20 protein-coding genes are annotated in these 24,917 nt (G+C 70.9%); 17 read left to right on the top strand and 3 right to left on the bottom strand.

The window, feature by feature from the left end; translation table 11 throughout:
- Nucleotide 1: 1 nt before the first annotated feature.
- Both OHS59_RS09605 and OHS59_RS09600 read right to left on the bottom strand, forming a co-directional pair.
- Nucleotides 2–1,927, bottom strand: coding sequence for a molybdopterin oxidoreductase family protein (locus OHS59_RS09605; RefSeq protein ID WP_328492957.1), 1,926 nt, complete (start codon nt 1,925–1,927; stop codon nt 2–4).
- Nucleotides 1,928–1,988: 61 nt separating this feature from the next.
- Nucleotides 1,989–2,960, bottom strand: coding sequence for a 2-dehydropantoate 2-reductase (locus tag OHS59_RS09600; protein ID WP_328492956.1), 972 nt, complete (start codon nt 2,958–2,960; stop codon nt 1,989–1,991).
- A gap of 363 nt (nt 2,961–3,323) precedes the next feature.
- Here OHS59_RS09600 and OHS59_RS09595 point away from each other — a divergent pair, with 363 nt between their 5' ends.
- The 4 genes from OHS59_RS09595 (at nt 3,324) to OHS59_RS09580 (ending at nt 6,765) form a co-directional block, all read left to right on the top strand.
- Nucleotides 3,324–4,640: an OFA family MFS transporter gene (locus OHS59_RS09595; RefSeq protein WP_328492955.1), complete on the top strand. Its 1,317-nt coding sequence runs from the start codon at nt 3,324–3,326 to the stop codon at nt 4,638–4,640.
- Complete coding sequence (locus OHS59_RS09590; protein ID WP_210888248.1) at nt 4,627–4,788, top strand: MFS transporter small subunit; 162 nt, start codon at nt 4,627–4,629, stop codon at nt 4,786–4,788. Before OHS59_RS09595 ends, OHS59_RS09590 begins: the two co-directional genes overlap by 14 nt.
- Nucleotides 4,789–4,998: 210 nt before the next feature.
- Nucleotides 4,999–5,937, top strand: coding sequence for a beta-ketoacyl-ACP synthase III (locus tag OHS59_RS09585; protein ID WP_328492954.1), 939 nt, complete (start codon nt 4,999–5,001; stop codon nt 5,935–5,937).
- A 150-nt stretch (nt 5,938–6,087) separates the two neighbouring features.
- The gene (locus OHS59_RS09580) at nt 6,088–6,765 is read left to right on the top strand and encodes a GntR family transcriptional regulator (RefSeq protein ID WP_328492953.1); all 678 of its coding nucleotides are present in this window, start codon (nt 6,088–6,090) and stop codon (nt 6,763–6,765) included.
- A gap of 158 nt (nt 6,766–6,923) precedes the next feature.
- On the opposite strand, the gene OHS59_RS09575 is transcribed toward OHS59_RS09580, so the two are convergent.
- On the bottom strand, nt 6,924–7,748 hold the full coding sequence (locus OHS59_RS09575) for an NAD(P)H-binding protein (RefSeq protein ID WP_328492952.1): 825 nt from the start codon (nt 7,746–7,748) through the stop codon (nt 6,924–6,926).
- 227 nt (nt 7,749–7,975) lie between these two features.
- Here OHS59_RS09575 and OHS59_RS09570 point away from each other — a divergent pair, with 227 nt between their 5' ends.
- From OHS59_RS09570 to OHS59_RS09510, 13 genes are all read left to right on the top strand, one after another.
- A complete protein-coding gene (locus OHS59_RS09570) occupies nt 7,976–9,157 on the top strand; it encodes an ROK family transcriptional regulator (RefSeq protein ID WP_328499144.1) in 1,182 nt (393 codons plus the stop codon).
- Nucleotides 9,158–9,332: 175 nt separating this feature from the next.
- The gene (locus OHS59_RS09565; RefSeq protein WP_328492951.1) at nt 9,333–10,850 is read left to right on the top strand and encodes a sugar ABC transporter ATP-binding protein; all 1,518 of its coding nucleotides are present in this window, start codon (nt 9,333–9,335) and stop codon (nt 10,848–10,850) included.
- Nucleotides 10,847–11,866: an ABC transporter permease gene (locus OHS59_RS09560; protein WP_328492950.1), complete on the top strand. Its 1,020-nt coding sequence runs from the start codon at nt 10,847–10,849 to the stop codon at nt 11,864–11,866. Before OHS59_RS09565 ends, OHS59_RS09560 begins: the two co-directional genes overlap by 4 nt.
- A 125-nt stretch (nt 11,867–11,991) precedes the next feature.
- On the top strand, nt 11,992–13,029 hold the full coding sequence (locus OHS59_RS09555) for a substrate-binding domain-containing protein (RefSeq protein ID WP_328492949.1): 1,038 nt from the start codon (nt 11,992–11,994) through the stop codon (nt 13,027–13,029).
- Between the two features lie 145 nt (nt 13,030–13,174).
- Nucleotides 13,175–14,419, top strand: a complete 1,245-nt coding sequence (locus OHS59_RS09550) for a Gfo/Idh/MocA family protein (protein WP_328492948.1) — start codon at nt 13,175–13,177, stop codon at nt 14,417–14,419.
- A 14-nt stretch (nt 14,420–14,433) separates the two neighbouring features.
- Entirely contained in the window at nt 14,434–15,438 is a 1,005-nt protein-coding gene (locus OHS59_RS09545; protein ID WP_328492947.1) for a sugar phosphate isomerase/epimerase family protein, read from the top strand.
- A 90-nt stretch (nt 15,439–15,528) separates the two neighbouring features.
- Complete coding sequence (locus tag OHS59_RS09540) at nt 15,529–18,090, top strand: PQQ-dependent sugar dehydrogenase (RefSeq protein ID WP_443061411.1); 2,562 nt, start codon at nt 15,529–15,531, stop codon at nt 18,088–18,090.
- Nucleotides 18,091–18,122: 32 nt separating this feature from the next.
- A complete protein-coding gene (locus tag OHS59_RS09535) occupies nt 18,123–19,508 on the top strand; it encodes a ThuA domain-containing protein (protein ID WP_328492946.1) in 1,386 nt (461 codons plus the stop codon).
- 125 nt (nt 19,509–19,633) lie between these two features.
- On the top strand, nt 19,634–20,890 hold the full coding sequence (locus OHS59_RS09530; RefSeq protein ID WP_328492945.1) for an inositol-3-phosphate synthase: 1,257 nt from the start codon (nt 19,634–19,636) through the stop codon (nt 20,888–20,890).
- Between the two features lie 338 nt (nt 20,891–21,228).
- Nucleotides 21,229–22,221 carry an SCO3242 family prenyltransferase gene (locus tag OHS59_RS09525; RefSeq protein ID WP_443061410.1) on the top strand — a complete coding sequence of 331 codons (993 nt, stop codon included), beginning with the start codon at nt 21,229–21,231 and terminating at the stop codon, nt 22,219–22,221.
- The gene (locus tag OHS59_RS09520) at nt 22,218–23,240 is read left to right on the top strand and encodes a sugar phosphate isomerase/epimerase family protein (RefSeq protein ID WP_328492944.1); all 1,023 of its coding nucleotides are present in this window, start codon (nt 22,218–22,220) and stop codon (nt 23,238–23,240) included. Before OHS59_RS09525 ends, OHS59_RS09520 begins: the two co-directional genes overlap by 4 nt.
- Nucleotides 23,237–23,974: an EboA domain-containing protein gene (locus OHS59_RS09515; protein ID WP_328492943.1), complete on the top strand. Its 738-nt coding sequence runs from the start codon at nt 23,237–23,239 to the stop codon at nt 23,972–23,974. The genes OHS59_RS09520 and OHS59_RS09515 overlap by 4 nt, the downstream gene beginning before the upstream one ends.
- The gene (locus OHS59_RS09510) at nt 23,974–24,915 is read left to right on the top strand and encodes a TatD family hydrolase (protein ID WP_328492942.1); all 942 of its coding nucleotides are present in this window, start codon (nt 23,974–23,976) and stop codon (nt 24,913–24,915) included. Before OHS59_RS09515 ends, OHS59_RS09510 begins: the two co-directional genes overlap by 1 nt.
- Nucleotides 24,916–24,917 lie beyond the last annotated feature (2 nt).

The following is a 24,917-nucleotide window of genomic DNA, read 5'->3' as shown; positions in this document are numbered from 1 at the left end:
ATCACCTCACTTGAATCGCAACCGGCAGCTTTTCGATCCGGATCGCCGACGCCTTGAACTCCGCCGTCCCCGCGATCGGGCAATTGGCCTCGATCGTCAGCTGGTTGGTGTCCACCTCGTCGGGAAAGTGCATGGTCATGAAGGCGAGGCCGGGCCGCAGCGCGGTGTCGACCCACACCGGGGCCACCACCGAACCGCGCCGCGAGGACACCTGGACCTGCTCGCCGACCACCACGCCGTAGCGCTCCGCGTCCTCCGGGCACAGCTCGACGTACTCACCGCGCCGCATCGGAGAGGCGAAACCGCCGCTCTGCACCCCGGTGTTGTAGGAGTCGAGCCGCCGCCCGGTGGTCAGCCGGATCGGGAACTGTTCGTCCGTCAGGTCGACGGGCGGATCGTGCTGGACGATCCCGAAGGGCGCGAGGCGGCCCCGCGCGGCCGGGTCGGACTCCCACAACCGGCCGTGCAGATAGGTCGGTTCGAGCCGGTCGGTCTGCGGGCAGGGCCACTGGATGCCCTGGTGCTCCGCCAGCCGCTCGTAGGTCATCCCGTAGTGGTCCGGGGACACCGACCGCAGCTCGTCCCACACCGCCTCGGAGTCCTCGTACTTCCACTCGTGCCCCATGCGGGAGGCGAGGTCGCAGAGGATGTCGATGTCCTCGCGGGCCTCGCCGGGCGGGGTGACCGCCCGCCGCACCCGCTGGACCCGCCGCTCGCTGTTGGTGGTGGTGCCCTCGGTCTCGGCCCAGCCGGCCGTCGCGGGCAGGATCACGTCCGCCAGCTCGGCCGTCCTCGTCAGGAAGATGTCCTGCACGACGAGGAAGTCCAGGGCCTTCATACGCCGTACCGCCTGCTCGCTGTCGGCCTCCGACTGCGCCGGGTTCTCCCCTATGCAGTAGACGGCCTTGAGCGAGCCCTCCTCCATGGCCTCGAACATCTCCGTCAGGTTCAGCCCGTAGTGGGGCTGGATGACGGTGTCCCACGCGGACTCGAACTTCAGCCGGGTGTCCGGGTCGAGGATGTCCTGGAAGCCGGGCAGCCGGTTGGGGATGGCGCCCATGTCGCCGCCGCCCTGTACGTTGTTCTGTCCGCGCAGGGGCTGCAACCCGGAACCGAAGCGGCCCACATGGCCCGTCAGGAGCGACAGGTTGATGAGCGCGCGGACGTTGTCCGTACCGTTGTGGTGCTCGGTGATGCCGAGCGTCCAGCACAGCTGGGCGCGCTCGGCGCGGGCGTAGGCGTGCGCCAACTCCCTTATCGCGGCGGCCGGTACGCCCGTCACCTTCTCGGCGAGCGAGAGCGTCCAGGGCTCGACGAGCTGCTTGTACTCCTCGAAGCCGGTGGTGGCCCGCTCGATGAAAGCGTCGTTCGCGAGCCCGGCTCGGATGATCTCGCGGCCGATCGCGTGCGCCATCGGGATGTCGGTGCCGACGTTCAGCCCGAGCCAGCTCTCGGCCCACTCCGCCGTGGAGGTGCGGCGCGGGTCGACGGCGTACATCCGGGCGCCGTTCCTGATCCCCTTCAGGACGTGCTGGAAGAAGATCGGGTGCGCGAAGCGGGCGTTGGAGCCCCACATCACGACGAGGTCGGTGTGCTCGACCTCGGCGTACGAGGAGGTGCCCCCGCCCGAGCCGAAGGCCGCCGACAGGCCCGCCACGCTGGGCGCGTGACAGGTGCGGTTGCAGGAGTCGACGTTGTTGGTGCCCATGACCACGCGGGCGAACTTCTGCGCCACGTAGTTCATCTCGTTGGTCGCGCGGGCGCAGGAGAACAGGCCGAACGCGCCGCGTGCCGCGCCCAGGCCCCGGGCCGCCCGGTCCAGGGCCTCGTCCCAGCTCGCCCTGCGGAAGGGCTCGTCGCGGGAGTCACGGACCATGGGGTACTCAAGTCGGTTGTACACCTTGGGAGTTCGGTCTCGCTTCCTCATACGGCGGTCCTCAGGTTCTTCAGGTTCCTCGGGTTCCTCGTGCGGGTGCTCGTGGCCGGCCTCATGCGGCGGTCCTCAGCGCGAGCAGGTCCGAGATGGCGTGGACGGTGCGGAGCGTGGGCACCGGGACGTCGGTGATCTCCGCGAGTTCGACGACGGCGGCGAGCAGCACGTCGAGTTCGAGCGGTTTGCCGCGCTCCAGGTCCTGGAGCGTCGAGGTGCGGTGGTCGCCGACGCGCTCCGCGCCGGCGAGGCGCCGCTCGATGGAGACGCCCACCCGGCAGCCCAGTGCCTCGGCGACCGCGAGCGTCTCGGTCATCATGATCTCGATGACCCGGCGGGTGCCGCCGTGCAGGCACATCTGCCGCATGGTGGCCCGGGCCAGGGCGCTGATGGGGTTGAAGGAGATGTTGCCGAGCAGCTTGAGCCAGATGTCGTTGCGCAGGTCCGGCTCCACCGGGCACTTGAGCCCGCCGGCCACCATGGCCTCGCCGAACCCGGTGCAGCGCGCCGAGACCGTACGGTCGGGCTCGCCGATGGAGAACCGGGTGCCTTCGAGATGGCGGACCACTCCGGGGCCCGCCAGTTCGGTGGCCGCGTAGACGACACAGCCGATGGCCCGGGAGGGCGCGATCACCGCACTGACCGCACCGTCCGGGTCCACGCTCTCGACGCGGTGGCCGTCGTGCGGGCCGCCGTGCCGGTGGAAGTACCACCAGGGAATGCCGTTCTGCGCGGCGATCACCGCGGTCGTGTCGTGGAGAAGGGGCTCGATGAGCGGCCCGCACGCCGCGTACGAGTTGGCCTTCAGGCCGAGAAAGACGAAGTCGACCGGGCCGACCTCGGCCGGGTCGTCGGTGGCGTGGGCCCTGGCGGTGAAGTCACCGCGCGGGCTGAGCACTCGCACTCCGTGCTGCCTCATGGCCGCGAGGTGCGGTCCACGGGCGATGAGGTGCACATCGGCACCCGCGCGGTGCAGCGAGGCTCCGACGTAGGCGCCGATCGCACCGGCGCCGAGAACTGCCACTTTCACTTGAGGGGCTCCGTTCGGTCGAGGGTACCGAGGAGGTGCTCAGCGGTACTGAGCAGTGCTGAACAGCGCTGAATCATGTCGACTGAATATTGTCTACAGTATGGGAGTTGGAGCAGCAAGGGTTCGCGCAGCACCTGGAACGCGGCGCCCGCCGCCACCGGCGTGAGTTGGAGTCGACTCCAGGGCTCGCTGAGGGTCGCCTCGCGAACACCCTTGGTAGACACACGGAGTTCGGCCGGAAATGCCGTTCGTCGGCCGGAACCGACCGTTCACCGCATCCCACATACCGTTCACCGCATACGGTCGACCAGTTCGGGTGGACCGCCTTCCCAACCGAACAACCGCTTCCTATCGTCCGGGATCATGAGTCCCCCTGTAGCCCCACCGGGCTGGAGCCGCTGGCTGGTCCCGCCCGCGGCCCTGTCGGTCCACCTCTCCATCGGACAGGCCTACGCCTGGTCCGTGTTCAAGCCCTCCCTGGAGTCCGCGCTCGACCTCAGCGGCACCCAGAGCGCGCTGCCCTTCCAGCTCGGCATCGTGATGCTCGGCCTGTCCGCCGCGTTCGGCGGCACCCTCGTGGAGCGCAACGGTCCGCGCTGGGCGATGACGGTCGCCCTGATCTGCTTCTCCTCGGGCTTCCTGCTCGCCGCTCTCGGCGCCGCCACCGAGCAGTACTGGCTGATCGTGTTCGGCTACGGCTTCGTCGGCGGCATCGGCCTCGGCATCGGATACATCTCGCCCGTCTCGACGCTCATCAAGTGGTTCCCGGACCGGCCCGGCATGGCCACCGGCATCGCCATCATGGGCTTCGGCGGCGGCGCGCTGATCGCCTCGCCCTGGTCCGCGCAGATGCTGGAGTCCTTCGGCTCCGACAGCTCGGGCATCGCCCTCGCCTTCCTCGTGCACGGACTGACGTACGCCGTCTTCATGTCGCTCGGTGTGCTGCTGGTGCGCGTGCCGCGCCCCGCGAAGACCGCGGCCGACGGCACACCGGCCCCGCTGGAGGGCGTACAGGTCTCCGCGAACAGCGCCGTGCGCACGCCGCAGTTCTGGCTCCTGTGGATCGTGCTCTGCATGAACGTGACCGCGGGCATCGGCATCCTGGAGAAGGCCGCGCCGATGATCACCGATTTCTTCGCGGACACCTCGACCCCCGTCTCGGTGTCGGCCGCGGCCGGTTTCGTCGCGCTGCTCTCGGCGGCGAACATGGCGGGCCGCATCGGCTGGTCGTCCACGTCCGACCTGATCGGGCGCAAGAACATCTACCGCGTCTACCTGGGCGTCGGCGCACTGATGTACGCGCTCATCGCCTGGGTCGGGGACTCCTCGAAGCCCGTATTCATCATCGCCGCGCTGGTGATCCTCTCCTTCTACGGAGGCGGCTTCGCGACCGTCCCCGCCTACCTGAAGGACCTCTTCGGGACCTACCAGGTCGGCGCGATCCACGGACGGCTGCTCACCGCCTGGTCCACGGCCGGAGTCCTCGGACCCCTGATCGTCAACTGGATCGCGGACCGGCAGGAGGAGGCCGGCAAATCCGGAGCGTCCCTCTACGGACTGTCACTGGTCATCATGATCGGACTGCTCGCGGTCGGGTTCGTCGCCAACGAACTCGTCCGGCCCGTCGACGCCCGCCACCACGTCCCCGCCCAGAAGGAGGCCGCCGATGTCCACGAGTGACAGCAGCCCGCCCGACGGCGCCGCGGCGGACGGCCCCGTGCCCGACCGCCGCCCGCTGATCGTCTTCGCCTGGGTCTGGGTGGGAGCGCCGCTGGCCTATGGTCTGTACGAGCTCGTACAGAAAGCCACCCAGTTGTTCACGGGATAAGCATCCGAGCGGGTGACGGGGCGGGCACCCCGGGCGTGATCATGGGACAGGTACCCGAACGTCCGCAGGGTAGGTGTTCGGGCGTCCGAAGGTCTGACGGAAGCCGACAAGGGTGGCCCGCCAATCCTGTGACTTTACGTGCCCACGTACCCGTGAGTACCTGATCAGACTGGTGAGTCCCGCTACCCAGGCCACAAAAGGGGACCGCCCATGATCGGCTCACGCATCGCTGCCGTCGGCCATTACCAGCCCGCCAGGCTCCTCACCAACGAGGACCTGGCGGAGCTGGTCGACACCAGCGACGAGTGGATCACGAGCCGGGTGGGCATCCGTACGCGCCACATCGCCGGACCGGACGAACCGGTCGACGAGCTGGCCGCGCACGCCGCCGCCAAGGCCCTGGCCGCCGCCGGCCTCGCCCCCGAGGACATCGACCTCGTCCTGGTGGCCACCTCCACCGCCATCGACAAGTCGCCGAACATGGCCGCCCGGGTGGCCGCCCGCCTCGGCATCCCCTCGCCGGCCGTCATGGACCTCAACGTGGTCTGCGCGGGCTTCACGCACGCGCTGGCCACCGCCGACCACGCCGTGCGGGCCGGGGGCGCCACCCGGGTGCTGGTGATCGGCGCCGACAAGATGTCCGACGTGACCGACTGGACGGACCGGACGACCTGCGTGCTCGTCGGGGACGGGGCGGGAGCCGCCGTCGTCGAGGCCGCGGAGGAGTCCGCCATCGGACCCGTGCTCTGGGGCTCGGTGCCCGAGATGGGACACGCGGTACGCATCGAGGGCACCCCCTCACGGTTCGCCCAGGAGGGCCAGAGCGTCTACCGGTGGGCGACCACCAAGCTCCCCGCCATCGCCCGCAAGGCCTGCGAGCGCGCCGGGCTCACCCCCGAGGACCTCGCCGCGGTCGTGCTGCACCAGGCGAACCTGCGGATCATCGAGCCCCTCGCCAACAAGATCGGCGCTGTGAACGCCGTCGTCGCGCGCGATGTCGTCGAATCCGGCAACACCTCCGCCGCCAGTATCCCGATCGCCCTGTCCAAGCTCGTCGAACGCGGCGAGATCTCCAGCGGCGACCCGGTCCTCCTCTTCGGCTTCGGCGGCAATCTCTCGTACGCGGGCCAGGTCATCCACTGCCCGTGACCTGCGTGTCCTTCACGGTGTGACGAGGCCGACTTCCCCTCGGGCTGGCCATTGTGCGCCGTAGACTGTAGACGAAAGACAATTGATACTGGCTTTCAGGCTGCCGTGCTGCCGGCGCGTATGCCGCCACTGCCCAGGAGGGGGACCGCGATGTTGTCGACCGGACTGCCGCAGGGGTCCGTGCCGAAGCTCGAACGGCCGGGTCCGCTCAGGGACCGCGTCTACGAGGCCCTGCTCGAACTGATCACGACACGCGCCCTCCAGCCCGGCCAGCACCTGGTCGAGAGCGAGCTGGCCGGGCACCTCGGGGTCTCCCGGCAGCCCGTGCGCGAGGCGCTGCAGCGGCTGAACACCGAGGGCTGGGTCGATCTGCGACCCGCCCAGGGCGCTTTCGTGCACGAGCCGACCGAGGCCGAGGCCGACCAACTCCTCACCGTTCGTACGCTGTTGGAGGCCGAGGCGGCCCGGCTCGCGGCGGCCAACACGGGCACCTCCGGCATCGCCGACCTGGAGGAGCTGTGCACCCGGGGCGAGGAGGCCGTGGCCGCCGACGACGTGGACGCGGCGGTCGCGACGAACGCGCGCTTCCACGCCAAGGTCATGGATCTCGCGGGCAACACGGTGCTCGCCGAGCTGGCCGCGCAGGTGGACCGGCGTGTGCGGTGGTACTACACACCGGTCGCGCGGCAGCGGGGGCAGCAGTCCTGGATCGAGCATCGTGAGCTGATCGCCGCGATCTCCGCCCGTGACGAGCAGCGGGCTACCGAGGTCATGCGGGCCCATACCGAGCACACGCGTCGGACGTATCACGCGCGTCCTCGCGACTAGCGCTGCGCTGCGCGGCCGGGCGGTGAGTCGTCTGCGGGTGCGTCGTGGCCGGTCGCGCGGTTCCCCGCGCCCCTGAAAGGCAGGGGCGCGGGGAACCGCGCGACCAGCCCTCGCCGGGCCGCGGGGAACTGTGCGACGTGCCGCCCGCGCCCGCGGGTTCAGAACGCGTTCGCGTGTTGCCGGGCCCACTCCAGGAACGTACGCGGCGGGCGGCCCGTGACCTCCTCGACCGTCGGCAGGACCTGCGACTCGTCGAGGATCCCGTCGCCGAAGAAGCGAAGGAAGGCTTCGGCGTACGGAGCCGGAAAGGCGGCCCGCAGTGCCTCACGGGTCTCCTCGTCGGTGAGCCCGACGGTACGCAGGTCGCGGCCCAGCACCTCGGCGAGGACGGCGACCCGGTCGGACGGCAGCAGGGACTGAGGGCCCGTCAGGGTGTAGGCGCGACCCCCGTGTTCGGGTGACAGCAGGGCCCGCGCGGCCACCCGCGCGATGTCGGACGGGTCGATGTCCGCCGTACGGACACCGGGGAACGGCACCCGCACCTCGTCACCCTTGGTGATCTGGTCCGCGAGCGACAGCGCGTTGGACATGAAGCTCACCGGCCGCAGGAACGTCCAGGAGAGCCCGGACTCCCGCACCTCGTTCTCCGACGCCCGCAGATAGCGGGTGACCGCGTTGTCGTCCACGACCTTCGCCGACTTGCCCGACAGCATCACCACCCGCTCCACACCCGCGGCCCGCGCGTCGGCGAGCACCGCACGCTGACCCTCGTACCCCGGCATGAGGAACACGGCGCGCACCCCGTCGAGCGATTCCCGCACCGTCTCCGGACGGTTCAGGTCGCCCGCCACGGCCTCGACGCCCGGCGGCAGGCCGACGGTCTCGCCCGAGCGGCTCAGCGCGCGCACCGGCTCGCCCTCGGCGGCCAGGGTGTGCACCACCTCGGCCCCCACGTTCCCCGTGGCACCCGTCACCAAGATCACGTGGTTCCCCCTCTCCCGCTCCGGGCCACAGCGGCCCGGGCCACGGTCTCCATCCTGCTGCGCGGAGCCGCTCCGGGCCACCGCCCCAACTCCCTTTGTCCTCTGAGTGGAAGAAGTCGTAGGTAATTCGTGCGCAACTTCTTCCCAGGTTCGGCAGCCACTGCTACGTTCCACTCGAAAGACAACGACGGCGGTGCCGATGAGGCGGGGAGGGGCTCGTGAGACGTATGACAGCGCGACCCGGGAACGCCCACCAGGCGCGCCTGCTCAGATTGCTGCGTGACGGCGGCCCCAACTCACGGGCGCAGCTGGGGGATCAGGTCGATCTCTCCCGGTCCAAGCTGGCCGTGGAGGTCGAACGGCTGCTGGAGACCGGTCTCGTGGTGGCCGACGGACTCGCCGCCTCGCGCGGTGGCCGCAGGTCCCACAACATCCGGCTCGCTCCGGCGCTGCGCTTCCTGGGCGTCGACATCGGGGCCACCTCGATAGACGTCGCCGTCACCAACGCGGAGCTGGAGGTGCTGGGACACATCAACCAGCCCATGGACGTACGCGAGGGCCCGGTCGCGGTCTTCGAGCAAGTCCTGTCCATGGCAGCGAAGTTGAAGGCATCGGGACTCGCGGAGGGGTTCGACGGCGCCGGCATCGGGGTACCCGGACCGGTTCGTTTCCCCGAGGGTGTCCCGGTCGCCCCGCCGATCATGCCGGGCTGGGACGGGTTCCCGGTGCGCGAGGCGCTGAGTCAGGACCTCGGCTGCCCCGTCATGGTCGACAACGACGTGAACCTGATGGCGATGGGGGAGCAGCACGCGGGTGTGGCCCGCTCCGTGGGCGACTTCCTCTGTGTCAAGATCGGCACCGGTATCGGCTGCGGGATCGTCGTCGGCGGTGAGGTCTACCGCGGTACGACGGGCAGCGCGGGCGACATCGGCCATATCCAGGCCGTGCCGGACGGCCGCCCGTGCGCGTGCGGCAACCGGGGCTGCCTGGAGGCCCACTTCAGCGGGGCCGCGCTGGCCCGCGATGCCACGGACGCCGCCCATCAGGGGCTTTCCCAGGAACTCGCGGCACGGTTGGAGGCGGCGGGCGCACTGAGCGCCGTCGACGTCGCCGCCGCGGCTGCCGCGGGCGACGCCACCGCACTCGATCTGATCCGCGAGGGCGGCACCCGCACCGGCCAGGTCATCGCCGGCCTCGTCAGCTTCTTCAACCCGGGCCTGGTGGTGATCGGCGGCGGAGTGACCGGCCTCGGCCACACCCTGCTCGCCGCGATCCGCACCCAGGTCTACCGCCAGTCGCTCCCACTCGCGACCGGCAACCTGCCCATCGTCCTGGGGGAGTTGGGCCCCACCGCCGGAGTCATCGGCGCGGCCCGCCTCATCAGCGACCACCTGTTCTCACCCGCGTGACACCCGCTTCCAGAGCCGCACCGACGCCACTTCTCCCTGAACCGACCCGGTAGGCACCTCTTCCGGAGCCGGTCCCGTCCAGAACCGGCCCCTTCCAGAGCCGCCAAACACCTGGCTTCGCCCTGCCTCACTCCGCCCTGCCCTGAAACCGGCCCACATGCCGAGGGGAACCGTCATGGCACCAGAACCACCCCTTCTCACGATGTCCGGCATCACCAAGTCGTTCCCCGGTGTCCGGGCCCTCGACGGCGTCGACCTCGACGTCCAGAGCGGCGAAGTGCACTGTCTGCTCGGCCAGAACGGCGCCGGGAAGTCCACGCTCATCAAAGTCCTGGCCGGCGCCCACCAGCCGGACGACGGCACGATCGGCTGGCGCGGCAAGGAGGTCACGCTCCGCTCGCCCATCGCCGCCATGCGCCTGGGCATCGCCACCATCTACCAGGAACTCGACCTGGTGGAGGGCCTGTCGGTGGCCGAGAACGTCTACCTCGGCCATGAACCGACCTCGGCCGGATTCGTCGTACGCGGCAAGGACGCACGGGCGTCAACCGCCGCGCTCCTGAAGCGACTTGGCCATCCGGAGATCGATCCGGCGCGGCTGGTCGGCGAACTGTCCGCCGCCCACCAGCAGATCGTCTCCATGGCCCGGGCGCTCTCCCACGACGTACGTCTCATCGTCATGGACGAACCGTCGGCCGCCCTGGACCCGGACGAGGTCGACAACCTCTTCCGTATCGTCGGGGACCTCACCGCCGAGGGCGTCGCCGTCGTCTACATCTCGCACCGCCTGGAGGAGATCCGCCGCATCGGCGACCGGGTCACCGTCCTCAAGGACGGCCGCGCGGTGGCCGGCGGGCTGCCCGCCAAGTCGACGCCCACCCGTGAGGTCGTCGCGCTGATGACCGGACGGAACGTCGAATACGTCTTCCCGGAGCGGCCCACGCACCAGGATCTGCCCGACCCGGTCCTCGAAGTCCAAGGCCTCTCCCGCGAAGGCGAGTTCGAGACGCTGGACCTCACCCTGCGCCCCGGCGAGATCGTCGGCCTCGCGGGCCTCGTCGGCTCCGGACGCTCCGAGATCCTGGAGACCATCTACGGCGCCCGCAAGCCGAGCACCGGTCAAGTGCGGGTCGACGGGAAGCAGTTGAGGCCGGGCAGTGTCCGCGCCGCCGTCGCCGCCGGACTCGGCCTCGCCCCCGAGGAACGCAAGGCGCAGGCCCTGCTGCTGCTGGAGTCCGTCACCAGAAACGTTTCCGTGTCCTCCATGTCCCGCTTCTCGTACGGCGGTTGGCTGGACCGGACCGCCGAGCGGAACGCGGCGCGCAAGGCGACACGCGAACTGTCGCTGCGCCCCGACAACCCCTCCGCCCTCATCCGGACCCTCTCCGGCGGCAACCAGCAGAAGGCGGTCCTCGCCCGCTGGCTGCTGCGCGGCTGCCGCGTGCTGCTGCTCGACGAACCGACCCGCGGCGTCGACGTCGGCGCCCGCGCCGAGCTGTACGCCGTCATCCGCCGCCTCGCCGACGAAGGCCTGGCCGTGCTCATGGTCTCCAGCGAAGTACCCGAGGTCCTCGGCCTCGCCGACCGCGTCCTGGTGCTCCGGGAGGGCCGCGTCGTCCACACGGCGCCCGCCCAGGAGCTCGACGAACACCGCGTACTCGACCTCGTCATGGAAGGAAGCCCGGCGTCATGACGCAGCCCGTGTCCCCGCCCAGGGACGACACCCCGAAGCTGTCATCGAAGGCGGACCCCGCTCCGTGGCGGGCGGTCGTGGCCCGCGCCGACGTCCGCACCCTGTCACTGCTCGGGGTGCTCGCCGCACTGATCCTCATCGGAGGCATCACCAAGCCCGACGAGTTCCTCGACACCCGCAACCTCCAACTCGTCCTCACCCAGGCCTCGGTGATCGGTGTCGTCACGGTCGGGATGACCTTCGTCATCATCTCCGGCGGCATCGACCTGTCCGTCGGCGCGATCGTGGCCCTCGCCTCGGTCTGGGCGACCACCGTCGCCACCCAGGAGTACGGCTTCGTGGGGGTCCTCTTCACGGCGGTGCTCGTCGGGGTCGGCTGCGGCCTGGTGAACGGGGTGCTGATCGCGTACGGCGCCATGGTCCCGTTCATCGCGACCCTCGCCATGCTCGCCTCGGCACGCGGCCTCGCCCTGCAGATCACCGACGGCAACACCCAGGTCGTCACCATCGACGGCATCCTCGACCTCGGCGAGCGGGACTCCTACATCCTCGGTGTCCCGCCGCTGGTCCTGATGTTCGCGGTCGTGACGATCATCGGCTGGCTCGTGCTCAACCGCACCACCTTCGGGCGGCGCACGGTCGCCGTCGGCGGCAACGCGGAGGCGACCCGGCTCGCCGGTATCGACGTACGCCGCCAGCGCCTCTACCTCTACCTGCTCTCCGGACTGTGCTGCGGCATCGCGGCCTTCATGCTGGTCATCCTGTCCGGCTCGGGCCAGAACACCAACGGCAACCTGTACGAGCTGGACGCGATCGCCGCGGCCATCATCGGCGGCACCCTGCTCAGCGGGGGGCGCGGCACCATCGTCGGCTCGGTGCTCGGGGTGCTGATCTTCACCACGATCACCAACATCTTCGCCCTGAACAACCTGCAGAGCGACGTCCAGCAGATCGCCAAGGGGGCGATCATCGTCGCCGCCGTGCTCGTCCAGCGCCGCACCGCCAACACCACGTAGCGCCGCACGTGGAACACCACGCAGAGCCGCACACGAAGAAGTACGTGAAGCAGCACACGAAGCACCCCGCACAGCACCGCCCTGCACGACCCGAGGGACACGCCTTGAGGAAAGGGACCACCGCCATGCCAGAGCTCACGAGCCGCAGAGGACTGCTCTTCGGCACCGCCGCCGTCTCGGCCGGTGTCCTCCTCGCCGGTTGCACCAGCAACGATTCCGACGACGAGCCGGCCTCCAACGACCAGCCCGCGGCCGACGACAAGAAGGGCAAGCAGGTCACCATCGGCTTCGCCGGCCCGCAGGCCGACCACGGCTGGCTCAACGCGATCAACGACAACGCCAAGAGCCGCGCCAAGAAGTACGAGGACGTCACGCTGGAGATCACCGAGGGCTCCAACGACACCGCGGCCCAGATCGGCCAGATAGAGACGCTGATCAACAAGAAGGTCGACGTCCTGGTCATCCTGCCCGCCGACGGCAAGGCCCTCACCCAGGTCGGCCTCAAGGCCATGCGGGCCGGCATCCCGGTGGTCAACCTCGACCGCATCTTCAACTCCCCGCAGGCGTACCGCTCCTACATCGGCGGCGACAACTTCGGCATGGGCCTCAACGCCGGGCACTACATCGGCGAGCAGCTGAAGGACAAGAAGAACGCCAAGGTCATCGAGCTGGCCGGACTCGACAACCTGGAACTCACCAAGCAGCGCACGGCCGGCTTCGACGCGGCCCTCAAGAACTACCCGAACATCAAGAAGGTGGCACGCCAGGCCGCCGAGTTCACCGTCGAGTCGGGACAGGCCAAGATGTCCCAACTCCTGCAGGCCCAGTCGAACTTCGACGCGCTGTGGAACCACGACGACGACCAGGGGGTCGGCGCCCTGCGCGCCATCGAGCAGGCCGGCCGGGACGACTTCATCATGGTCGGCGGAGCGGGCGCGCTGTCCGCCATGCAGGCCATCGAGTCGGACAACAGCGTTCTCAAGGCCACCGTCCTGTACCCGCCCACCATGGCCGCGTCCGCGATCGACCTCGCCCGCGCACTAGGCCAGGGCAAGGGCGTCAGCGGCCTCGCGGAGTTCGAGATCCCCTCGTCCCTGACGCTCTACTCGGCGGTCGTCGACAAGGAGAACGTCAAGACGTACCTGCCCACCGGCTTCAAGTAGGCAGTGCCCCGCTACGGGCGCCCGCCAGGGGCGCGGGGAACTGCGCGCGACCAGCCACGACGAACCCGCAGTCTCCGCACCACCGCACCCCGGCGGAGCGCCCCCGCACCCCCCATCGCGCCACGACGAAGAGGAGGACCTCCGCATGGCACAGCCGCAGCAGCCCGACGAGGCACAAGCCGGGGCACAGGCAGGGGCACCGGCCGGGGCACAGGCCGGCAGACCCCCGCTGGGCGTGGGCATGGTCGGATACGCGTTCATGGGCGCCGCCCACTCCCAGGGCTGGCGCACCGCGGACCGCGTCTTCGAGCTGCCGCTCCGACCCGTCCTCGCCGCCGTCTGCGGCCGTGACGCGCAGGCCGTGGGAGCGGCGGCCGACCGGCTCGGCTGGGCGGCGGCCGAGACCGACTGGCGGGCCCTGATCGCCCGCGACGACGTCGACCTCGTGGACGTCTGCACCCCGGGCGACAGCCACGCCGAGATCGCCATCGCCGCCCTCGCCGCCGGCAAGCACGTGCTGTGCGAGAAGCCCCTCGCCAACACCGTCGAGGAGGCCGAGGCGATGACCGAGGCCGCCGCGGCAGCCGCGGCGCGCGGCCAGGTGGCGATGGTCGGTTTCAACTACCGCCGGGTGCCCGCGACGGCGCTGGCCAGGAAGATGGTCGCCGAGGGCCGCATCGGCGCACTGCGGCACGTACGGGTGACGTACCTTCAGGACTGGCTGGTGGACCGGGAGTTCCCGCTCACCTGGCGGCTGCGCAAGGAGACGGCGGGCTCGGGCGCACTCGGCGACCTGGGCGCCCACATCGTCGACCTCGCGCAGTACCTGGCGGGAGAGCCGGTCGTCGGAGTGTCCGCCCTCACCGAGACCTTCGTACGGGAGAGGCCGCTGCTCTCCGGGGCGTCCAGCGGCCTGTCGGCGGCCGGCGGCGGCGAACTCGGGGCCGTCACGGTCGACGACGCCGCCCTGTTCACCGGACGGTTCGCCTCGGGAGCCCTCGCGTCCTTCGAGGCCACCCGGTTCGCGACCGGCCGCAAGAACTCCCTGCGCATCGAACTCAACGGCGAGAAGGGCTCGTTGGCCTTCGACCTGGAGCGCCTCAACGAACTCTCGTACCACGACGGCACGGAGCCCACCGCCCACGCGGGCTTCCGCCGCATCCTCGTCACCGAACCCGACCACCCGTACCTGGAGGCCTGGTGGCCGCCGGGCCACGGCCTCGGCTACGAGCACACCTTCGTGCACCAGGCCCGCGACCTGGTCCACGCGATCGCCGACGGCGGGCAGCCACTGCCGTCCTTCGCCGACGGGCTGCAGGTGCAGCGCGTCCTGGCGGCGGTCGAGGAGAGCGCCGAGAAGAACTCCGTCTTCACCCCCATAGCCAGCTGAGGAGGGCCAGTCCCATGCCGCGCACCTTCACGCTCTTCACCGGCCAGTGGGCCGACCTGCCCCTCGAAGAGGTCTGCCGCCTCGCCCGTGACTTCGGCTACGAAGGCCTCGAACTCGCCTGCTGGGGAGACCACTTCGAGGTCGACAAGGCCCTCGCGGACCCCGGGTACCTGGACTCCCGGCGGGAACTCCTCGACAAGTACGGCCTCAAGTGCTGGGCCATCTCCAACCACCTGGTGGGCCAGGCCGTCTGCGACGCCATCATCGACGAACGCCACCAGGCGATCCTCCCCGCCCGCATCTGGGGCGACGGCGAGGCCGAGGGCGTACGGCAGCGGGCGGCGGCCGAGATAGCCGACACCGCGCGCGCCGCGGCGGCCTTCGGCGTCGACACCGTCATCGGCTTCACCGGCTCCTCGATCTGGCACCTGGTCGCGATGTTCCCGCCCGCCCCGGAGTCGATGATCGAGCGCGGCTACGAGGACTTCGCCAACCGCTGGAACCCCATCCTCGACGTCTTCGACAACGAGGGCGTGCGGTTCGCGCACGAGGTCCACCCCAGCGAGATCGCGTACGACTACTGGACGACCCAGCGCGCGCTGGAGGCGGTCGGCCACCGGCCGGCCTTCGGGCTGAACTTCGACCCGTCGCACTTCGTGTGGCAGGACCTCGACCCGGTCGGCTTCCTGTGGGACTTCCGCGACCGGATCTACCACGTCGACTGCAAGGAAGCGCGCAAGCGCCTCGACGGCCGCAACGGACGCCTCGGCTCGCATCTCCCCTGGGGCGACCCGCGCCGCGGCTGGGACTTCGTGTCCGCCGGCCACGGCGACGTCCCCTGGGAGGACGTGTTCCGGATGCTGCGCTCCATCGACTACAAGGGACCGATCTCGGTCGAGTGGGAGGACGCGGGCATGGACCGCCTCCAGGGCGCACCCGAGGCACTCACCCGCCTGAAGGCCTTCGACTTCGAACCGCCCACCGCCTCCTTCGACGCGGCCTTCGGCGGCAACGACTAGCCACCCCCCGCACAGAGTTCGCTCCGGGGTGACGGCGCACCCCGGCGTATCGCACCCGCATGAACCACCAGCCCCATTCTGGAGGCACCCGTGCACGCGAACGACCCCACCAGCAGCACCAGAACCGAGAGCCACAGAGCCGAGAGCCACAGAGCTGAGAGCAACCGAACCGAAAGTCGCAGAGGCCGCCCGAAAATACGGGTCCGCAAGGCGCTGGCCCTGCTCACCGGCGCACTCCTCGCCGGTGCCTCGCTCACCCTCGCCACGCCCCCGGCGGGCGCGGCCACCGCGGACCCGGGTGCGGCTCCCGCCGCACCGGTCGCCGCGGAGGACTTCCAGCAGGTCACCCTCGCCAAGGGCGAGCCCGAGGTCGGCGAGCCCATGTCGCTGGCCGTCCTCCCGAACCGCTCGGTGCTGCACACCTCGCGCGACGGCGAACTGCGGCTCACCGACAGCGCGGGCAACACCAAACTGGCGGGCAAGCTCGACGTCTACTCGCACGACGAGGAAGGACTGCAGGGCGTCGGCGTCGACCCCGGCTTCGCCGACAACCGCTTCATCTACCTCTACTACGCCCCGCCGCTCGACACCCCGGCGGGCGACGCCCCCGAGACGGGCACCGCGGCCGACTTCGCGCCCTTCGACGGCGTCAACCGGCTCTCCCGCTTCGTCCTGAACGCCGACGGCACCCTCGACAACGCCAGCGAGAAGAAGATCCTCGACGTCCCCGCCACCCGCGGCATCTGCTGCCATGTCGGCGGTGACATCGACTTCGACGCGGCCGGCAACCTCTACCTGTCGACCGGTGACGACTCCAACCCGTTCCAGTCGGACGGTTACGCGCCCATCGACGAGCGCGCCGACCGCAACCCCGTCTTCGACGCCCAGCGCACCTCCGGCAACACCAACGACCTGCGCGGCAAGATCCTACGCGTCAAGGTGAACGCCGACGGCTCGTACACGGTCCCCGACGGCAACCTCTTCGCACCCGGCACGGACAAGACGCGCCCCGAGATCTACGCGATGGGCTTCCGCAACCCGTTCCGCTTCAGCGTCGACAAGAAGACCGGCATCCTCTACGTCGGCGACTACGGCCCGGACGCCGGAGCGGCCGACCCCGCGCGCGGCCCCGCCGGACAGGTCGAGTTCGCCCGCGTGACCGAGCCCGGCAACTTCGGCTGGCCGTACTGCACGGGTGACAACGACGCCTACGTGGACTACGACTTCGCGACGAAGACCTCGGGCGCCTCCTTCGACTGCGCCGCGCCCAAGAACACCTCGCCGAACAACACCGGTCTCACCGACCTGCCCCCGGCCCAGGCCGCCTGGATCCCCTACGACGGCGGATCCGTGCCCGAGTTCGGCACCGGCTCCGAGTCCCCGATGGGCGGCCCGGTCTACGACTACGACGCCTCCCTCGACTCGCCGGTCAAGTTCCCCGAGGCGTACGACGGCGACTTCTTCGCCGGAGAGTTCGGCCGCCAGTGGATCAAGCGGATCTCGTCGGACGGCACCGGCACCGTCGAGTCCATCAACGACGTGCCGTGGACCGGCACCCAGGTCATGGACATGGCCTTCGGCCCGGACGGCGCGCTCTACGTCCTCGACTACGGCCTCGCCTGGTTCGGCGGCGACGAGAACTCCGCCCTGTACCGCATCGAGAACGCCACCGACGGTCACTCGCCCGTCGCACAGGCCGCCGCCGACAAGACGTCCGGACAGGCGCCGCTGAAGGTGAAGTTCTCCTCCGCCGGCTCCACGGACGCCGACGGCGACACCCTCACGTACAGCTGGGACTTCGGCGACGGCGGCAAGTCCACCTCCGCCAACCCGACGTACAAGTACAAGACGAACGGCACGTACACCGCGACCCTGACGGCGAAGGACCCCGACGGCCGCACCGGCAGCTCCAGCGTGCAGATCGTCGTCGGCAACACCGCGCCCAAGGTGACCCTCCAACTCCCGCAGGACGGCCAGCTGTTCGCGTTCGGTGAGGCCGTGCCCTTCAAGGTGAAGGTCACCGACCCGGAGGACCGCACCATCGACTGCGCCAAGGTGAAGGTCACCTTCGTCCTCGGCCACGACAGCCACGGCCACCCGGTGACCTCGGCGAACGGCTGCTCCGGCACCATCCAGACCAGCGCCGACGGCGGCCACGACGAGGACGCCAACATCTTCGGTGTCTTCGACGCGGAGTACACCGACGGCGGAGGCGGCGGCCAGCAGGCGCTCACCACGCACGACCAGTCCGTCGTCCAGCCCAAGCACCGCCAGGCCGAGCACTTCGGCAAGTCCCAGGGCGTGACCATCACGGAGCGGACCGGCGCGCACGGCGCGAAGACCGTCGGTGACATCGGCAACAAGGACTGGATCTCCTTCGAGCCGTACGTCCTGAGCAACGCCACCAAGCTCACGGCACGCGTCTCGTCAGCGGGCACGGGCGGCAAGCTCGAAGTCCGCGCCGGTTCGCCCACCGGCCGTCTGCTGGGCAGCGCGACCGTCCCGGTGACCGGCGGCTGGGAGACCTTCCAGGACGTCACCGCCTCCCTGTCCAAGGCGCCGCGCGGCACGACCACGCTCTACCTCGTCGCCAAGGGCAGCGGCACCGGAGCCCTGTACGACGTGGACGACTTCACCTTCACGACCCGCTGAGACCCGTCGAGATCCGCAGAGGGAGGTCTGTCATGCGTGCAACCGGCCGTACCGTGACCGCGGTTGTCGGCGCCACCCTGCTCATCGGGTGTGTGTCGGGACCGGCCGCGTCGAAGGGGTCGAAAGAGCCGAAGGGATCCCCGGGTGACGAGCGGGTCCTGGTGTTCTCCGAGACCGCCGGGTTCCGGCACGACTCGATCCCCGAGGGGATCGCGGCGGTGAAGGCCCTCGGCGCCGAGAACGGCTTCGCGGTGGACGCCACCGAGGACTCGCGCGCCTTCTCCGTGCGAAACCTCGCCCGGTACGACGCCGTGGTGTTCCTCTCCACGACCGGGGACGTCCTCGACAAGGGCCAGCAGAAGGCGTTCGAGGGGTACATCGGGCGCGGCGGCGGTTACGTGGGCATCCACGCCGCCGCCGACACCGAGTACGACTGGGAGTTCTACGGCGGCCTCGCCGGCGCCTACTTCCAGTCGCACCCGGCGATCCAGCCCGCCCGCGTCGAGGTCGAGGACCGGTCCCACCCGGCCACCGCGCACCTCGGGGAGTCCTGGAACCGCACGGACGAGTGGTACAACTACCGCTCCAACCCGCGTGACCGGGCCCATGTACTGGCCTCGCTCGACGAGTCGTCGTACACCGGCGGCACGATGAGCGGCGACCACCCGATCGCCTGGTGCCAGGAGTACCGGGGCGGCCGTTCCTTCTACACGGGCAGCGGCCACACCAAGGAGTCGTACGCCGATCCCGCCTTCCGGCAGCACCTGCTGGGCGGCATCCGCTGGGCCGTCGGCGCCACACAGGCCGACTGCCGCCCGGAGAAGGGGTACACCCCCCTCTTCGACGGGACCGCCGAGTCGCTGGCGGACTGGAAGCAGGCGGGACCGGGCTCCTTCTCGCTCTCGGACGACGGAACACTCACGTCGTCCGGCGGCCTGGGCATGCTCTGGTACGGCGCCTCCGAGTTCGGCTCGTACTCGCTGAAGCTCGACTGGAAGATGGCGAGCGCCTCCGGGGACGACAACTCCGGTGTGTTCGTGGGCTTCCCGGCCTCCGACGACCCCTGGTCGGCCGTCGACAACGGGTACGAGATCCAGATCGACGCGACCGACGCCCCCGACCGCACCACCGGGGCCGTGTACAGCTTCCAGTCCGCCGACATCAAGAAGCGCGACCGTGCGCTGAACCCGCCGGGGGAGTGGAACACGTACGAGATCCGCGTGGAGGGCGAGCGCCTCCGCGTCCGGCTCAACGGCGTGCAGATCAACGACTACACCAACACCGATCCGGCGCGCAGCCTGCGGGACGGCCATGTCGGCATCCAGAACCACGGAGCCGACGACCAGGTGTCCTTCCGCGACGTCCGGATCAAGCAACTGCCGGTGCGACCGACGCGGTCCACCGAGCAGGGCGATTGAGCGGCGGCGGGCGGGGGACGCCGGACCCCCGCCCGCCGTCTTACCCCTCCTCACCCCTCCGGCACCGGTTTTCCCGGACCGCGCACCACCGCGGCCCCGGTTCGCGTTTGAGAGGGAGGCTGCCCATGTCCGCCGAACCGTCTGTTTCCCCTTCTCGGGTGGGAGTGTGGCTGATCGGAGCGCGGGGCTCCGTCGCCACGACCGCCGTCGCGGGCTGCGCGGCCGTCACGGCCGGGCTCCATCCACCGACCGGCATGGTGACCGAGACCGGCGCCTTCCGCGAGGCGGGCCTGCCTCCCCTGTCGTCGCTCGTCTTCGGCGGCCACGACGTGGTGGACTGCCCGCTCCCGAAACGGGCCGAGTCGCTCGCCGCCGGTGGCGTCCTGCCCCACGACCTGCCCTCGGCCGTCTCCGCCGAACTGGCCGCCGCGGACCGGGAGATCAGGATCGGCGGCCCGCTCCCCGGCGACACGCGGACCGAGGACGAACTGATCGAGAGCCTCGCCCACGACATACGCGACTTCGTCCGCCGGAGCGGCCTGGACCGGGCCGTCGTGGTCAACGTGGCCTCCACGGAACCCGTCCCCGAGGGCGCCGCCCTCCCCGCCAGCTCGCTGTACGCGGCGGCCGCGCTGCGGGCCGGCTGCCCGTACGTCAACTTCACACCCTCCATGGGCCTGCACCACCCGCTGCTCGCCCCCGCGGCTGCCGCGTCAGGACTGCCGTACGCCGGCCGGGACGGCAAGACCGGCCAGACCCTGCTGCGGTCGGTCCTCGGCCCGATGTTCGCGCAGCGCGCCCTGGCCGTCCGGGCCTGGTCCGGTACGAACCTGCTGGGCGGCGGTGACGGTGCGGCCCTCGCCGACCCGGCCGCCGCGGCCGCGAAGAACGCGGGCAAGGAACGCGTCCTCGCCGACACCCTGGGCACGGTCCCCCAGGGCGAGACCCACATCGACGACGTACCGTCCCTCGGCGACTGGAAGACCGCCTGGGACCACATCGCCTTCGACGGCTTCCTCGGCACCCGCATGGTCCTCCAGACGACCTGGCAGGGCTGCGACTCCTCCCTCGCCGCCCCGCTGATCCTGGACCTGGCCCGCCTGATGGCCCGCGCCCACGAGGCCGGCCTCACGGGCCCGGTGGCCGAACTCGGCTTCTACTTCAAGGACCCGGTGGGGGAGGGGCCCGCGGCCCTGGGCGAGCAGTTCGCGGACCTGGTCGGCTTCGCGGCACGACTCCGGGAACTCGCACAGCCCCCGGGCCCCGCGACACCCCGGACGGCACACGGGGACCCGCAAGGCACAACCCCCGAAGACACAACCCCCGAAGACACAGCCTCGGAAGGCCCAGACCCGGAAGGCATAACGGGGGAGCGCCGATGAGCGGCCTGCGCGGGCTGATACGACCCGGTCGGAGTGCGGCGTCCGGCCGGAGTGCGGCGGTCGGTCGGAGGGGTGAGCCCGGGGCGAGTGCTGTACCCGGGAGGATCGGTGTGCCCGGGGCGCGCGGAGTGTCCGGGTGGCGGGAGCGGCTCGGGTGGCCTGCCGGGCCGGGGCGGCCGGACGGCTCGGGGGCGAATCCGATCCCGATTCCGAGATCGGAGCTGATCCCGGAGCGGGAGCCGGGGGTTGGGCCGGAGCCCGAGCCGAGGTCGGAGCGGAAACCGGGGCCGCGGTCGAGGCCGAGGCCGCGCGCTGCGGGTGCGGGGCTGCGCGCCTGGGTGGAACTCCTCCGCCTGCCCGCCCTGTTCACCGTCCCCGGCGACGCACTCGCGGGCGCCGCCGCTGCCGGGGTCCGCCCGAACCCCCGAACCCTGCTGGCCATCGGCTCCTCCCTCTGTCTGTACGAGGCCGGTATGGCCCTCAACGACTGGGCCGACCGCGCCGAGGACGCCATCGACCGCCCGCACCGCCCCCTGCCCTCCGGCCGCGTGAAGCCGGCCGCCGCCCTCGCGGCGGCCGGGGGTCTGACCGTGGCGGGTCTGGCCCTGGCGTCCCGCGCGGGCCGTCGGCCGCTCGCGCTCGCGGGCGCTCTGGCGGCCACGGTCTGGTCGTACGACCTGGTCCTCAAACGCACACCCGCGGGCCCCTTGGCGATGGCCGCGGCCCGAGGCCTGGACCTGCTCCTCGGCGGGGTGGCCTCGGGTGGTGACACCCGCAAGGTGGTGCCGTCCGCCCTGACCCTGGCCACCCACACGCTGGCCGTCACCACGGTCTCCCGTCACGAGACCCAGGGCGGCTCCCCGTGGGCCCCACTGACCGCCCTGGCCACGACGACTGCCCTGACCTGGTCCCTGACACGCGACAGCCGGACGGGCGGCGACCTGACCCGCGACGACCGGACGACACCCACCGGTTCGACCGCCGGCGGTGCGAGTGCCACCGGTGCGAGTGGCCGGGCACCGGAGAACGCGCCGACCGCTCTCAACTTCAGGGACCCCCCTCCCAGGCCCAGGGGAGTCACCCTGAACATCGCCTCCTTGAGCGGAGCACTCACCACCCTCTACGCCGTCACCTCCGCCCGCCCCCTCATCCACGCCGCCCTCAACCCGTCACCCCCACTGACACAAAGAGCCGTCGGCGGTGGAATCCGAGCCATGATCCCGCTCCAGGCAGCCCTCGCCGCCCGCTCCGGAGCCCCCGTCACGGCCCTGCTGACGGCAGCCCTCGCCCCGGCCGCCCGCAGGTTCAGCCGAAAGGTGAGCGTGACATGACCCCTCAGCCGAGCCCCCACCCCGCCGCCCGGCCGACCCCCCACCCCCTCCGCTTCTCCTACGGCACCAACGGCCTGACCGACCTGCGCCTGGACGACGCCCTCTCCCTTCTCGCCGACCTCGGCTACGACGGCGTGGGGCTGACCCTCGACCACATGCACCTCGACCCGCTCGCCCCCGACCTCTCGGCCCGCACCCGCAAGGTCGCCCGCAGACTGGACGAACTCGGCCTGGGCGTCACCCTTGAGACCGGTGCCCGCTACGTACTCGACCCGAGGCGCAAGCACGGGCCGTCCCTGCTCGATCCGGACCCGGAACAACGAGCCCGGCGCGTCGACCTCCTCGTCCGAGCCGTCCGGATCGCGAGCGACCTGGGCGCCCACGCGGTGCACTGCTTCAGCGGCATCCCCCCGAAGGAGACGACCGGCACGGCCGCCGAGGCCACCGAGGACACCGAGAGCACCGAGGACGCCACCTGGAAGCGTCTCGCCGAGGCACTCACCCCCGTCCTCGACGCCGCCACCGACGCCGGAATCCCCCTCGCCGTCGAACCCGAACCCGGTCACCTTCTCGCCACCCTCGACGACTTCCACCGCCTGCGCACCGCACTCGGCAGCCCGGACGCCCTCGGCCTCACCCTCGACATAGGCCACTGCCAGTGCCTCGAACCACGGTCACCCGCCGACTGCGTACGCGCCGCCGCCCCCTGGCTGAGGCACGTCCAGATCGAGGACATGCGCCGCGGCGTCCATGAACACCTCCCCTTCGGCGACGGGGAGATCGGCTTCCCGCCCGTACTCGAAGCCCTCGCCGCAACCGGCTATCAGGGCCTGGTCTCCGTCGAACTGCCCCGGCACTCCCACGCCGGCCCTCATTTTGCTGAGCAGTCCCTCCCGTTCCTCCAGCACGCCGCCTCGTCCGCCGTCCCCCGGGACATCGCCCGGCCGACCGCCCCCGGTGAGGGCCCCACCGCCTCCGAGGCCGTCCTTGAAGGCGTCTCCGAAGGGAGCACCCCGTGAACGACCTCCACGACGCCCCCGGCGCAGCCGGCACCACCCTCCCGACGGAGACCCCGTCCGCCCTCACCACCCTGCACGCCCGCCTGAACTCCCTCCTCGGCGGCGCCGCCCGGGCCTGGCTCGACCAGGCCCTCGACGAGGCGGCCGCCCACCCCGGCACCCACGGCCCCATCTCCGTGTGGGAACTGCGGATCGCCGAGGCGGGCCGGCGCTGCGGACCCGAGTACGCGGAGGCAGCCCGCGTACTGCTCCTGTACGCGGCCCGGGCCGACGCCCCGACCCTCGCCCGCGTCTACCGCCAGGGCACCGCCGACGAACGCCGCGCCGTCCTGGAAGCCCTGCCCCACCTCGTGACCGGACCCGAGGCCCTGCCGATCGTCGAGGACGCCCTGCGCACCAACGACACCCGGCTGGTGGCCGCGGCCGTCGGCCCGTACGCCGCCCGGCACCTGGACGCCCACAACTGGCGGCACGCCGTCCTGAAGTGCCTGTTCACCGGTGTCCCCGTGGACGCCGTGGACGACCTTCCGCGCCGGGCCCACGCCGACGCCGAACTCGCCCGCATGCTCAGCGACTACGCCGACGAGCGCAGCGCCGCGGACCGACCCGTCCCCCATGACCTGCACCTCGTCCTGGCCCTCACCGGGCACCCGGCCACCCCCACCGGAACCGACGAGCCGAAGGGCCCGACCGCCCCCGACGGCTCGTCCGGAACCGACGGCAAGGAGTCCTGATGCGCATCTTCGACCCCCACATCCACATGACGTCACGGACCACCGACGACTACGAGGCCATGTACGCCGCCGGCGTCCGCGCCGTCGTCGAACCCGCCTTCTGGCTGGGCCAGCCGCGCACCTCACCCGCCTCCTTCTTCGACTACTTCGACGCCCTCCTCGGCTGGGAGCCCTTCCGGGCGGCCCAGTACGGCATCGCCCACCACTGCACCATCGCCCTGAACCCCAAAGAGGCGAACGACCCCCGCTGTGTGCCCGTCCTCGACGAACTGCCCCGGTATCTCGTCAAGGATCACGTGGTGGCCGTCGGTGAGATCGGCTACGACTCGATGACGCCCGCCGAGGACACCGCGCTGGCCCTGCAGCTCCAGCTCGCCGCCGAGTACGCCCTGCCCGCGATGGTCCACACACCGCACCGCGACAAGCTGGCGGGCCTGCGCCGCACCCTCGACGTGGTCCGGGAGTCCGCACTGCCCCCGGACCACGTCCTGATCGACCACCTCAACGAGACCACGGTCAAGGAGGCCAAGGACGGCGGCTGCTGGCTCGGCTTCTCCGTCTATCCGGACACCAAGATGGACGAGGAACGGATGGTCGCCGTCCTCCAGAAGTACGGACCGGAGAAGGTACTGGTCAACTCCGCCGCAGACTGGGGCAAGAGCGACCCGCTGAAGACCCGCAAGGTCGCCGACGCCCTGCTGAAGGCCGGGTTCACCGAGGACGACGTCGACCAGGTGCTGTGGCGCAACCCTGTCGCCTTCTACGGCCTCAGCGGGCGCCTCGACCTCGACATAGCCGACACGGACGCCACCCACGAGGGCAACTCCATCCTCCGCGGCGTCCCCAAGGCGGCCCCCGACAGCACGACCGCGACCGGGGCCGGGATCCAGGCGGACCCGCAGACCGACCACCAGCCCCTCCGCGCGACCACGGAGGCGTGACC

This window comes from Streptomyces sp. NBC_00414, from assembly GCF_036038375.1.
GTDB lineage: Bacteria > Actinomycetota > Actinomycetes > Streptomycetales > Streptomycetaceae > Streptomyces.
This window is presented reverse-complemented; position numbering and strand designations above follow the sequence as displayed.

What these genes read in the sequence shown, in the direction of transcription:
- OHS59_RS09550 (WP_328492948.1), top strand. Translation starts at nt 13,175, where the DNA reads ATGGCACAGCCGCAGCAGCCCGACGAGGCACAAGCCGGGGCACAGGCA.
- OHS59_RS09545 (WP_328492947.1), top strand. Translation starts at nt 14,434, where the DNA reads ATGCCGCGCACCTTCACGCTCTTCACCGGCCAGTGGGCCGACCTGCCC.
- OHS59_RS09530 (WP_328492945.1), top strand. Translation starts at nt 19,634, where the DNA reads ATGTCCGCCGAACCGTCTGTTTCCCCTTCTCGGGTGGGAGTGTGGCTG.
- OHS59_RS09605 (WP_328492957.1), bottom strand. Translation starts at nt 1,927, where the DNA reads ATGAGGAAGCGAGACCGAACTCCCAAGGTGTACAACCGACTTGAGTAC.
- OHS59_RS09555 (WP_328492949.1), top strand. Translation starts at nt 11,992, where the DNA reads ATGCCAGAGCTCACGAGCCGCAGAGGACTGCTCTTCGGCACCGCCGCC.
- OHS59_RS09590 (WP_210888248.1), top strand. Translation starts at nt 4,627, where the DNA reads ATGTCCACGAGTGACAGCAGCCCGCCCGACGGCGCCGCGGCGGACGGC.
- OHS59_RS09565 (WP_328492951.1), top strand. Translation starts at nt 9,333, where the DNA reads ATGGCACCAGAACCACCCCTTCTCACGATGTCCGGCATCACCAAGTCG.
- OHS59_RS09560 (WP_328492950.1), top strand. Translation starts at nt 10,847, where the DNA reads ATGACGCAGCCCGTGTCCCCGCCCAGGGACGACACCCCGAAGCTGTCA.
- OHS59_RS09510 (WP_328492942.1), top strand. Translation starts at nt 23,974, where the DNA reads ATGCGCATCTTCGACCCCCACATCCACATGACGTCACGGACCACCGAC.
- OHS59_RS09570 (WP_328499144.1), top strand. Translation starts at nt 7,976, where the DNA reads ATGACAGCGCGACCCGGGAACGCCCACCAGGCGCGCCTGCTCAGATTG.
- OHS59_RS09585 (WP_328492954.1), top strand. Translation starts at nt 4,999, where the DNA reads ATGATCGGCTCACGCATCGCTGCCGTCGGCCATTACCAGCCCGCCAGG.
- OHS59_RS09580 (WP_328492953.1), top strand. Translation starts at nt 6,088, where the DNA reads ATGTTGTCGACCGGACTGCCGCAGGGGTCCGTGCCGAAGCTCGAACGG.
- OHS59_RS09535 (WP_328492946.1), top strand. Translation starts at nt 18,123, where the DNA reads ATGCGTGCAACCGGCCGTACCGTGACCGCGGTTGTCGGCGCCACCCTG.
- OHS59_RS09520 (WP_328492944.1), top strand. Translation starts at nt 22,218, where the DNA reads ATGACCCCTCAGCCGAGCCCCCACCCCGCCGCCCGGCCGACCCCCCAC.
- OHS59_RS09595 (WP_328492955.1), top strand. Translation starts at nt 3,324, where the DNA reads ATGAGTCCCCCTGTAGCCCCACCGGGCTGGAGCCGCTGGCTGGTCCCG.